Genomic DNA, 11,726 nt, shown 5'->3' on the forward strand with positions numbered 1-11,726 from the left:
GGCGTCATGGTTATTATCCTTTGCGAGCGTTTTATAACCCCCGAACCCCAACCCTCACCGGTGTTGGAGATGGTTCGCCTTCCGTTCCGCGACGGTTTTTATGAGCTGAGGCCCAGCAAGATAGTCTGTCTTGGAAGAAACTACGCCGAGCACGCGAAGGAACTCGGGCATGAGGTGCCGAAGGAGCCTGTGATATTCCTCAAACCGCCGAGTTCGCTCATAGGTCCAAACGAGGCCATAATCCTCCCGAGAAAGAGCAGGGAGGTTCACCACGAGGTCGAGCTGGCGGTGATAATCGGAAAGCGCGCAAAGCGGGTTCCGGCCGAGAAGGCTATGGACTACGTCCTCGGCTACACGATTCTGCTGGACGTAACGGCCAGAGACCTGCAGTGGGAGGCCAAGCGGAGGGGCCTTCCATGGACTGTCTCGAAGGGCTTCGACACCTTCGCCCCGGTCGGCCCGAGGGTCGTTGACAGGCGCGAGTTAAACATCGATGACCTTGAACTCGGCCTCAGGGTCAATGGAGAGGTTAGACAGCTCGCAAGGACAAGCGAGATGATATTCAAAATCCCGGAGATAATCGAGTACGTCTCGGGAATAATGACCCTCGAACCGGGTGACATAATAGCGACCGGAACCCCCCCGGGGGTTGGCCCGCTGAGGCACGGTGATAGGGTGGAGGCCTGGATAGAGGGCATAGGGAAGCTTGAAGAGGACGTTCTGGCCGAGGAGTCAATACTCTGCTGAGAAACTTTTTTAAGTTCTTTTTCTGTGACTTCTGTGGGTGGTACGATGCGGAGGCGTTTCGCTCCCCTCCTCCTCGTTCTGGTTGCTGCGGCGGTGTTCTCGGCCGGCTGTTTGAAGGGCGGGAACTTCGTTTACTCCAGGGGACAGACACTCTCCCCAGGAAGCGAACTGGTGTACCCATTTTCCGGCCCCGTGAACCTGACGGTTAAGATAACCTCAGATGTCCCCATTGAGGTCAGGATAGCCGGGGATAACGGCGTCCTGAAGGACTTTGGGATGGTGAAGAAAGTTGACACCGCCGTTGAGCTCCCGGAGGGAAAGTGGAAAGTCATCATCAGAAATTCCGGTGACGGGAAGGCGGTTCTTGACATCGAGATCCGGGGTCGCTGATGGCGGCTTCATTCGTTTTTCCTCCCCCTTTCTCCAAATTTGTTCAGGTTTTCCAACTTCCATTGACAATCGTTCGAACCCTTAAACTGCCAGGCAAATGCCCTTCGAGACTTCAATGTCGTAATGTGCGTTAGTGTTCACCTGTTCATCTTACTGATGAACTTTTATTCATGCTGATACTAAAAACGGCATAAGAGTCTCTTTTGACCCGTTCCTGGTTTTATCTTCGCTTTCTTGACCTTTGCAGGTCTGAAAAACTTTATATTTTGGAAAAGGGCGATATCTAAGGATTGCACGTCCTGCAGGCACGTGGACATGAATGCTCATAACCGTACAGGAGGTTGGGAGATGGCGGACGCCAACTGGAAGCTTGGAGAAGCGACCTGGAAGCGTAAGGATTCGGACGAGACCTACCGCGAAATAACTCCCGCTGCGGTAATCCTCGGTGTCATCTGGGGCGCCTTTATGGCGGCCAGCTTCACCTACGCTGGGATGATAATGGGCTTCACCTCCGGCGGTTCGGCCATAGCGGCCATCGTCGGCTGGGGTGTGCTGAGGGGAATCCTCAAGAAGGGAACCGTCGTCGAGAACAACATCGTCCAGACCATAGCTTCGGCAGTCAACATATCTGTCTCGGGAGTCATCTTCACCATACCGGCGCTCTACATCATGGGCCTGCACCAGGAGATAAACACGACCTACTTCTTCCTCGCCACCGCGGCCGGGGCGATACTGGGAATCACCTTCATCATCCCCCTGAGGAAGCAGATGATCGAGATAGACAGGCTTCGCTTCCCGACCGGTACGGCAGTTGCCACCGTCCTCAAGACCCCGGGAAGCGGAATCGAGAAGGCCAGGCTGCTCTTCCTCGGCATGGCCGTCAGCGCGGCCGTCTACCTGATCCAGCAGTTCCCGGTGCTCGGCCTCCCGGAGGTCATCCCGGAGTACGTTGACCTCGGCGCGATGCTCCACCTCCCCGACTGGGTCAGCCTCGCCATGGCCCTCTCGCTGATGGTCTTCGGTATGGGCCTCATCACCGGAAGGAACGGCCTCATAGTCCTCGCCGGTGGAATACTCTCCTACTACATCATAACCCCGATAGTCAAGAGCCTCGGCTGGCTCCCGAGCGACGTGACCGGCGGCGCGATCAGCGGCTTCGTCTACGCCAACATGACCAGGCCCCTCGGCATCGGTATGCTCCTCGGCGGTTCGATAGCCGGCCTCATACTCTCGATGCCGGTCATCATAGTCGCCCTCAGGAGCATAGCCAACGCGAGCAAGCTCGGAACCGGCAGGAACGAGGAGCTCCCGATCAAGTACCTCTACGCGGGAATAGCTTTGGCCTTCCTCCTTCTTCTGGCCACCACCTACAGGCTCGGCAACCTCGGCATCGGCAGGAGCCTGCTCACAGCCCTCGTCGGTGTCGCCTGGATATTCGTCGCCTCGCTGCTCGTGGCAATGTCCACCGGAATGACCGACTGGAGCCCGGTTTCCGGCCTCTCCCTCGTGTCGGTCATGATACTCCTCTACCTCACGGGGAAGCAGGTGCCGCTGACCATACTCCTCGGAGCCACCGTCGGCGTCGCCATATCCGGTGCAGCGGACATGATGCAGGACCTCAAGACCGGCCACCTCGTCGGCGGTATTCCCTCAAGACAGCAGAAGGTCGAGCTCCTCACCGCCTGGCTCGGCCCGATAATAGCCCTCACCGTCGTCGGCCTCATCTGGAAGGCCTACGGCATAGGAAATGAGGCCGTCCCGGCACCGCAGGCGATGGCCCTCAAGTCCATGGTTGAGGCCATTCTCGGCGGCAACGTCCCGGTGGACAAGTTCATCGCCGGCGGAATCCTCGGCTTCGCCCTCTCGATGAGCGGAATACCGGGACTCGGCGTCCTCGTCGGCCTGTCGATGTACCTGCCGATGCTCTACATCCTGCCCTACGGACTTGGCTGTATCGTCCATGAGATAGCCAAGAGGAAGAAGGGCAGCGAGTTCATAACCGAGAAGGTCCTCCCAGTGGCAGCGGGGCTGATGGTCGGTGAGGCCGCGATGACCCTTCTCTTCGCGGTTCTCACAGTGCTCGGAGTGCTCCACCCGTGAGGTGATGGAAATGAAGAAGCTCATCGGAAACGTCCTCCTCACAGCCGGACTCATAGCTGGTTCAATAACCGCCGCCAGGATACCGCCAATGTGGGGCGGTTTAGCAGCTTCCCTCGTGGTGATGGGAGCGGGAATACTCCTCAGGAGACAGGGTGCGAGGGAGGAGCTCCACAGGGCCGCCGAGAGCGGAACCGGTGGAGTCAGGGAGCTTGAGAGGCTCCTTGGCGACGCCTTGGCCAGGCTTGAGAAGGTCCTCGACGCCCCGGCTGAGAAGGCCCACGCCGAGCTCACCAAGATACTTGAGGAGCTCGACGAGTTCGCCGAGAAGGCCCAGCCGCTCCGCATTGAAGGCCTCATGACCTACGGAAAGATCATGAGCATCTTCAGCAGGGGCGAGAGGGCCCTCAACAGGGCCTGGAGCGCCTTCGCCGACGGTTACGAAGAAGAGGGAAGGAAATACCTCCGCTACGGCTATGAAGACCTCAAAGAGACCCTCAGTGCAGTTAAGGCCCTGAGGGTCTGAGCCCTGTTTTTTCTTCCCTTGGATTTTTCGCTATTCTATCACATAGGTGTGCACCATGAGCCCTCCGTGCCCTATGAGCCTGTGATGCCTGATCTCGAAGCCGTTCTCGGTTATGGCCCTCTCTATCGCCCTCTTCTCGGTCGTTATAAAGACGCCGCGCTTCTCAAGGACTTTCGCCAGCTCCGAGAAGAACTCCGAGTACAGCCTCGGTATCATGCTCTTCCTTCCTATCTTCAAACCGTAGGGGAGATTGCTGACGGCAAAGTCAACGTCCTCAACGTGCTCGCTCAGCCTGGTGGCATCGCCGAGGATGAACTCAATCCGCTTCAAGACCCCCGCCGAGAGTGCGTTCATCTCAGCTCCACGCAGATGCTTGCGGTACTTCTCAAGGCCGATTATCCTTCCTGAGTAGTCCCTTAGGGCGAGCTCTATTGGAATCGTCCCGGAGCCGCAGAATGGGTCTATGAAAGAGCCCCCGTCCGGCTTGGCCAGCTCTATCAGTGCGTTCGCTATGCTCGCTTTTAGGTGCGCGGGGTGGTCGTAGACTCTCCACGGCCTCTTGTGGAGGGAACTGTCTCCCGTCGTGTCTATCCCGAGGAAGAAGACCTCGCCTACCAGCTCGGCCCTGAAAATAACCGCGGGGTGGTCGAGGTTGACCCTCGGCGTTCCGAAGCGGGAGAGGCGGTCGAAGATTGCCTTTCCAACTGTTTTCGCAATGTCGAGGCTCGTTATCCTGTGCTCGCCCTTTCGGAAGCTCCTCACGGCGAAGCTCTCGCTGGTTTTGACGTATTGCTCCACAGGAAGCCCTGAGATGAACTCCTCTATCCTCCTCAGCGCCTTCTCGGGCTCTTCGTCGCCGATTCCCTCAAACCTCTCGCTGGCCATCTCGACTATTACACGGTGGAGGAGCCTTGAACGCTCGTTCAGATAGGTTGGAACGCTCAGCTCCCTCTTCCGTCCCTTTTCATCGGTGTAGAAGGCCTCGCCTACCTCTGCCAGAACCCTCCCCTCAACGCTGAGGGGCCTTTCCTCCACTCGAAACGGAACTCCCAGCTCGGAGAGCAGACTCTCAACTTCGGCCTTGGCTAAATCCTCAATCCCCTGTGAGGTCGTCAGCAAAAGCCTCATACCGCATCACTCCATTATTACCACTACACCCTTCCACTTCTTCCCGAAGCACTCGCTCGCCAGAACGTGTTTGCCGGTGAGCCTTTCGAGGAGCTTTATCCCGCCGTCGCACTTTTTAAAACCGGTCGCTATCCCAACTGTGAACCCCTCTATCTCCCGTATCCCAACGCGCTTCCGGTTGTCGAGTTTTTTCCTTAACTCGTCTCCGTACTTCCAGAGGATCCTCCTTGGGTCTAGGAGCAGGTCCTTCTCAATCCCGTCCAGGACGTCCTCGAAGTCCCAGGTAAATTCTTCCTCCCTTTTCTCCTCCCTTCCGAAGAGGGTAAAGCGACCCGTCTGCCACTCCCTCAGGAACCACCTCGCCGTCTCCTCGATATCGACCTCGCCCCCGGCCTTTATCAGGCCCCTCCTCTCGCCGATTTTTCTCAGTATCTCCTCCTCGCTCTCGAACCCATCTATTTCGAACTTCTCGGTTATTGCCTCCTTCCTCGTTTCGAGGATGCGTGAGATGAGCTTCAAAGCGGGTTTGACGGGTTCGTCTATCTTGTCTGCAGGAAAGCCTCCTTTGATGACCAGCTCGTCGAAGTCGTCTATTGGAACAACGCCAGGAGAGTCCAAAAGCCATATCTTCCTGCTGAGCCGTATCAGCTGCTTTCCCTTTGTGTAGCCGGGTATTGGGGCGGTGCCGACGGCCTTCTTGCCCTTCAGAGTGTTGATTATCGTGCTCTTCCCAACGTTGGGGTATCCTATGAGGGCGACCTTAACCTTCCCCCTCTCGTCGAGCAGGGGTTTTGCGAGCTTTCTTATTTCCTTCCTCAGGATTCCCGTCCCCTTCCGCTCCCTAGCGCTTATGAAGACGACCGGAATCTCGCTCTTCCGCTTGTACTCCTCGGCCCACTCCTTCGGCACCAAATCGGCCTTGTTCATGACTATGAGGAGCGGTTTGCCCTCCTCCTGGACGAGCCTCTCAAGCTTTCTGTTCCTCGTCCCTATCGGGTCCCTTGCATCGACTACCTCGACTATGATGTCGGCCTCGTCAACTACCTCCCTTACTATCCTCCACGCCTTCCTCTGCTTCATCTCTAACCACCGTTATCTCAAAGATTACCGTACCGCCGTCCGTGTAGGGCGGTCCGGGGTCAAGGCACTGGACATAAGCTTTCTCCCCCCTGCCAAGCCCTAGTTCGCTGGGCTTAATACCCTTTCGCAGCGCAACTATGTACGGTAGCAGCGATGCGAAGGCATGGGTGCATATGGCGTCGGTTTCGTCCAGGTTGACCTCTGCACCCTCGACCACTATTCTGTCCCCGGGGCTAAAAACGGGACATTTCCCCCGGATTTTTATTACTCTAATCTCTAACCGCTCCATACATCTCACCGAAACCTAAATAAAGATTGAAGTTCAAAAAACTATTCGACATAAGAAGCTGGTTATGATAACGATTGATGGTGGTGCTCAACGTGTCCGAGGATATCGAGGCGAAAATCCGCCGCCTTAGAGAGCTGGGTAAAGCCAGCGTAGAGCCTGAGGCCCCTAAAACGGCCAAGCCCCCTGTCAAGAAACCTCCTAAAAAGCCCCGCCCCGTGGGCAGTATCAGGGAGAGAGAAAGGAGAAAACGTATTCTCATTGGTGCATCAATCGTCATAATCGTGATTTTGATAATTTCTATAGGGGCTTACATTTACATGGAAAACCGTGCTGCCCAGGAACTCACCCAGGCCAAGAACAAAAAGCTCGCCGAGGTCAACACTTATTTTAAGCCCGGAAGTGAGCTCATGAACACGACGTTTGGGAAGAACGCCCGCGATGAGCTAATCAGAAAGATAAACGCTGCCCAGACTGTTGATGAGGTTCAATCGATAGACGTTAAAGCTGCCTATCAGGAGGCGTGGAACCAGTACCAGGCATATCTTGAGGAGCAGAAGCGCCTCGAAATGGAGCGTCAGCTCAACCAGACCAAGAAGGAGAAGATAAGCCAGATCGAGGCTCAGTTCAGCCAGCTTCTCGCCATGCCGCTGCCGGACAACCTCAAGAAGAAGGTCATTGACTCCCTGAACAGCCTCGAAGAACAGGTCATGAGCGCCACCAGTGAGCAGCAGGTCAATGCAGTAAACGCCGACCCGTATCTACTAGAGCTCTGGAGGGAGTACTACTACTACGTCATTGACACAATCCCGACCCAGAACGTCATCCTTGAGAGGGACAACGTCAAGAAGATAGTCACCAAAGCCGAGGCCAAATCCATCCTCGGAGGCATACTCGACTATAGGGAGCTCATCCAGTACAAGGTTTACAAGGTCGAGTTCGTTGATATCGCCCTCGTCCTCTCAAGGGACAAGATAAACGGCGCCTTCCTTGCTCCGGGAGACAAGATCATGATATTCGCCAAGAACGCGACCAACGCGCCCTTCAAAGAGATAGTCAACGAGGGTTACGTTGAGCTTGTTCTCCTGCCGACCCAGGCCGGAACCATATCCGTCAACGAGGCTCAGAGCCAGACGAGTTCATCGAGCACCACCTCATCCACCCAGTACTCCGAGCAGCACAACACCCAGTACACGCCGGGCGACACTTCCATAACCAACGGACAGGCCATTAGCGACATATATACCAACTCCCAGACTGCCAGCCAGAGCGCATCCGCCAGCTACAGCTACACCGTTGACCTCACCGAGATCCTTAAGGCCATCGCGGCCGGCAAGATACAGGCCAGCGAGGACGTCAAGGAGCAACTCAGGGCGTACGGCTGGGAGATAGTCGACCTTGAGAAGGAATCTGGCATGCTCGTGCTCGACCCGAACACCCAGTTCCTGATAATAGTAAAGGTGCCCTCAATATTCGTGCCGGACATACTCTCCAACCAGCAGTACCTGTACATCGCTAAGGTCGCAACATGAGGTGATCATAATGAAGCGCCTCACAGCATCTCTCTTTATTCTTTTGTTAGCCGCATCTCTAGTCAGCGCAGCTACGTACACCCTCCCCGGTGACACCTACAACAACATCGGGGTCATGGGGGAGGTTATGATAAATCTAAACGTGACTATGGTCAACACCGCCCCCTTCCCCAAGTTCATCGTTGTAAACCCTCGCTATGACTTCACCGTTTACAGGCTGGATAACAGTGAGAGCGTTCGGGCCTTCCTTTCGGGAGATACCGTTGTCCACAATATCTCGAACGTTCAGAGAACGACCCTGAACTACTACACTGGATTCTGGATAATGCCGTATGAAACCGTTGTTGTCAACTTTAGAATAACGTCCCACTACTCGTACATAATTCCGACCGTCGATTACCAGACGGTGTGCGGCGACTCCGCCAAGATAACCTCCGTTGAGTACAACGGAAGCAGCGTCAGCGGAGTCGTTCAGGATCTTGATGATATCGGCGTTTTGAGCTGCGGTGTAATGTATCCTCAGCTTATAAACACCCCGAAGGTTATCTACATGAGGAGCATGTTCCCGATTATCGATGGGCACATCAAAATCCTCAGATATGAGGGAGACGTGACCTTCCGTCTGACCAACGTTCCAAACGATGCCGGGATATTCAACACCTTCTTCGCAGCTGCGATACCTGTCATCTTCGATGGGGCAAACATGACCGACTTCACCCCGAACTACACGATGACCTACAGAGACTATATGGAGGAGTTCATCTGGAAGTACAAGGGCCTCAACCCACCCCAGAAGACCCAGCCACAGCCTCTTCCATCAATGCCCGGGATGTTCCAGCTTTCAAACACCCTGATAAGCGGGGTATCTGTTGGAGTCCCGGAGCTTAAACCGCCCGAACAGGCAGGCTTCGACTTCCCGGTTTGGATAATATTCATGGGCAGAGGTGTTGATATAACCTATCACGTTAGCTGGAAGACTGAGGGGCGGTGAGCGTTGGTGCTGGACGAGAAGAAAAAGAAGAAGGAAACCGTCTCGTGGATTGATGAGATACTGAACGGAGAGGATGACCTCCTTGAGAACGTGCTCAAGAAGGACAAGAAAAAGGAGGAAGAGGAGGAGCACCTTCCTTTTGTGAGGGAAGAGGGAGGTATCGATCTTGAGGAGATCCTCAGCCGTCCTTCCCCTGAGGAGGCGATAACCAGCAGGCCCACCGGGGCGGATCTCCTGGGCGAGATACTTGTCAAGGAGGAGAAGACTCCTCCCAAAAAACCCAAGCCCGCTCCCAAGCCAAGACCCCCTTCAACCCTTCAGGACATACTGGGCTCTTCGATTCGCTCGGAGGAGGCCACCTATGCCGGAAAGGCCGAGGTTCTTGATGCATACGGAAACGTTCGCATACTCCGTGTAAAGGGTGAGCCCGTTCCCATATATGAGATACGCCTCCCCAAGCTGAGCCGTGAGGAGGAAGAGCTGTTCAAGAGAATAAAAGACAGGGCGATAACTGAACTCCAGATAGATCCAAGCGCCTTCCCTGACCTTGAAGAGCGCAGACGCGTCTTCATGAACGCCGTCAGGCGGATGATCAAGGAAGAGGCCCCCCATTTCTCAGAGGGCAGGATTGAGGTTCTCACAGAGATGATAGTCCAGTCCATGATCGGCTACGGTAAGCTCGATCCTCTCGTCCGCGACGACAACCTTGAGGAAATAATGGTTATCGGAACAAACAGGCCCGTGTACGTCTGGCACAGGCGCTTTAACATGTGCAAGACCAACATAATCTTTCCGGAGGAAAAGGAGATACTCAACATAATAGAGCGCATTGCCAGGGAGGTTGGGAGGAGAATAGACCAGCAGAGTCCGCTCCTCGATGCACGTCTCCCGGACGGAAGTCGTGTAAACGCCACAATACCTCCGATCAGCCTCGACGGTCCCACCATAACCATCCGTAAGTTCAAGAAAGACCCGCTCACGATAATTGACCTTATAAAATACGGAACAATGAACACGGACATAGCTGCCCTCCTCTGGATATTTGTAGATGGCCTTGGAGTTAAACCTGCCAACGTTCTCGTGGCGGGGGGTACTGGTTCCGGAAAGACGACCACCCTGAACTCCCTGGCGATGTTTATACCTCCAAGCGAGCGTGTTATTACAATAGAGGACACCGCCGAGCTTCAGCTCCCGGTTGAGCACTGGATCAGGCTTGAGACAAGGCCGCCCAACGTTGAGGGCAGGGGAGAAATCACGATGGACGACCTCGTGAAGAACACCCTCCGTATGCGTCCCGACAGAATCATAGTCGGTGAGGTTCGTGGCCCCGAGGCCAGGACGATGTTCACTGCGATGAACACGGGTCACGATGGATGTATGGGAACCATCCATTCCAACAGCGCGAGGGAAACCATAGTCCGTCTTGAGAGCCCCCCGATGAATGTTCCAAAGATAATGATACCTGCCCTTGACATAATCATAATGCAGGTGAGGTTCCACAGCAGGAAGAAGGGAACCATAAGGCGCATTACTGAGATTGCAGAGATATCTGGTATAGAAGGAGAAAGCGTCCAGCTGAACAAGCTGTACAAGTATGATCCCGCGAAGGACGAGCTTATACCCACGGGTGTTCCCAGTAGGACTCTCAATACACTTGCCCACCACACCGGAATGAGCATATCTGAACTTGAGTTCGAGAAGGAGAAGCGCAAGATAATCCTCGACTGGATGATAGAAAAGGGCATAAGGAGCATAGAGAAGGTTGGGTACTACATAAGACAGTTCTACATAGACGAGGAGGCACTGCTGAAGAAAATTCAGGTAGAGAGTAGCATCGAAACCAGCAGACAGATTAAGAATATAATCTAGGGTGATAATCGTGGGCGTCGTTAAAGCCATCACCGACTTTTTGGAACGCCTAGGCGGAAAGACTGTCGAGGTAGCGGAAAAGCCCATAAGGAGAATTCCACAGGGAAAGAGTGTTCAGGAAAGGCTCAGGGCGCTCAAGGAGCTCCAGAAAGAGATTGAGAGAGAAAAGACTGAGACAGAGAAGGAAAAGGAAATCGAGGAGATGCTTGAATGGAGGAAGAAGGAGATACAGAAACCCTTTTCTGAGAGGCTTGCCGAGACCGTGCTCCGCTACTTCAAAGGGCCCGTGGAGGCGCTCACGAACTCGCTGAGGGGGCTTGATCAGGATCTCTACAGGGCAAGTATCTTAATGCCCAAGGAAAAATATGTCGCCCTGATGCTCGCGGTGGCGATTTTTGCCGGTATCTTTGGATTTCTATTTGCATATCTCCTGTACGTTCCGGTTGATATGTCTGCCCTGGTAGGATTCCTGGGTTTTGTGGGCGGTTTCATGTACATGAGGTACTACCCGAGGATGGTCTGGAAGCGCAGGGTTGTTGAGGTAGAGAGAGCCATGCCCTACGCCCTGAGGCACATGGCGTCCCTCCTGAGTGCGGGCGTTGGTATCTCCGAGGCCCTGCTCTCGGTTGCCCGTGCAGATTATGGCGTCATCTCCGAGGAGTTCGAGCTCATATTGAGGGATATGAGAACTGGTTCGTCCTTTGAGGATGCCCTTACAAAGTTCGATGAGAAGATGGGTTCAGAAAACGTCAGCCGCGTCGTCAAGCAGATATTGAGGGCAATTAAGTTCGGTGGAAACCTTTCCGAGATTCTCTACAAGCTGGCGGAGGACTTTGCCTTCGAATACAGAATGAAACTGGTGGAGTATGTCCAGAGGGTTAATGGTATAGCTTTCATCTACATGTTCATGACTATAGTCATGCCCACAATGTTTGTCGTTGGAATACTCGCCGGCTCAGTGATGTCTCAGCAGCTTATACTGCCCCCTGAGACCCTGGCGGTTATACTGCTCTTTGCCTTCCCGGCACTGTCGTTTATAGTGGTTAACATGATCAAGAAAGGAGAGCCGAGGTGACAGTG

Annotated in this window: 11 protein-coding genes; 8 read left to right on the plus strand and 3 right to left on the minus strand. The window is 54.6% G+C overall.

Annotation, left to right across the window (positions count from 1 at the left end):
• Positions 1 to 69: 69 nt before the first annotated feature.
• From F7C11_RS01820 to F7C11_RS01835, 4 genes are all read left to right on the plus strand, one after another.
• Entirely contained in the window at positions 70 to 747 is a 678-nt protein-coding gene (locus F7C11_RS01820; protein WP_297090451.1) for a fumarylacetoacetate hydrolase family protein, read from the plus strand.
• Between the two features lie 45 nt (positions 748 to 792).
• Positions 793 to 1,137: a hypothetical protein gene (locus tag F7C11_RS01825; RefSeq protein ID WP_297090363.1), complete on the plus strand. Its 345-nt coding sequence runs from the start codon at positions 793 to 795 to the stop codon at positions 1,135 to 1,137.
• Between the two features lie 348 nt (positions 1,138 to 1,485).
• Positions 1,486 to 3,237 (plus strand): OPT family oligopeptide transporter, encoded by a 1,752-nt coding sequence (locus F7C11_RS01830; protein ID WP_297090365.1) that lies wholly within the window; start codon positions 1,486 to 1,488, stop codon positions 3,235 to 3,237.
• 4 nt (positions 3,238 to 3,241) lie between these two features.
• On the plus strand, positions 3,242 to 3,760 hold the full coding sequence (locus tag F7C11_RS01835; RefSeq protein ID WP_297090367.1) for a cell division protein: 519 nt from the start codon (positions 3,242 to 3,244) through the stop codon (positions 3,758 to 3,760).
• A gap of 30 nt (positions 3,761 to 3,790) precedes the next feature.
• On the opposite strand, the gene trm14 is transcribed toward F7C11_RS01835, so the two are convergent.
• Genes trm14 through F7C11_RS01850 form a run of 3 tightly spaced genes read right to left on the minus strand, consistent with a single transcriptional unit; the run spans position 3,791 to position 6,257 of the window.
• On the minus strand, positions 3,791 to 4,888 hold the full coding sequence (gene trm14 / locus F7C11_RS01840) for a tRNA (guanine(6)-N2)-methyltransferase (RefSeq protein WP_297090369.1): 1,098 nt from the start codon (positions 4,886 to 4,888) through the stop codon (positions 3,791 to 3,793).
• A 6-nt stretch (positions 4,889 to 4,894) separates the two neighbouring features.
• Positions 4,895 to 5,968, minus strand: coding sequence for a GTPase (locus tag F7C11_RS01845; RefSeq protein WP_297090371.1), 1,074 nt, complete (start codon positions 5,966 to 5,968; stop codon positions 4,895 to 4,897).
• Positions 5,925 to 6,257, minus strand: coding sequence for a TIGR04076 family protein (locus F7C11_RS01850; protein WP_297090373.1), 333 nt, complete (start codon positions 6,255 to 6,257; stop codon positions 5,925 to 5,927). Before F7C11_RS01850 ends, F7C11_RS01845 begins: the two co-directional genes overlap by 44 nt.
• A 77-nt stretch (positions 6,258 to 6,334) precedes the next feature.
• Between F7C11_RS01850 and F7C11_RS01855 the strand changes: the two genes are divergently transcribed.
• The 4 genes from F7C11_RS01855 to F7C11_RS01870 are packed head-to-tail and all read left to right on the plus strand — an operon-like array spanning position 6,335 to position 11,721.
• Entirely contained in the window at positions 6,335 to 7,786 is a 1,452-nt protein-coding gene (locus tag F7C11_RS01855) for a DUF515 domain-containing protein (protein ID WP_297090375.1), read from the plus strand.
• A gap of 10 nt (positions 7,787 to 7,796) precedes the next feature.
• Positions 7,797 to 8,777 carry a hypothetical protein gene (locus F7C11_RS01860; RefSeq protein ID WP_297090377.1) on the plus strand — a complete coding sequence of 327 codons (981 nt, stop codon included), beginning with the start codon at positions 7,797 to 7,799 and terminating at the stop codon, positions 8,775 to 8,777.
• Between the two features lie 6 nt (positions 8,778 to 8,783).
• Entirely contained in the window at positions 8,784 to 10,646 is a 1,863-nt protein-coding gene (locus F7C11_RS01865) for a CpaF family protein (protein WP_297090379.1), read from the plus strand.
• Positions 10,647 to 10,656: 10 nt separating this feature from the next.
• A complete protein-coding gene (locus F7C11_RS01870; protein ID WP_297090380.1) occupies positions 10,657 to 11,721 on the plus strand; it encodes a type II secretion system F family protein in 1,065 nt (354 codons plus the stop codon).
• The last annotated feature ends 5 nt before the right edge of the window (positions 11,722 to 11,726 follow it).

The sequence above is a fragment of the Thermococcus sp. genome (assembly GCF_015521605.1).
In the GTDB taxonomy this organism is placed as follows: Archaea; Methanobacteriota_B; Thermococci; order Thermococcales; family Thermococcaceae; genus Thermococcus.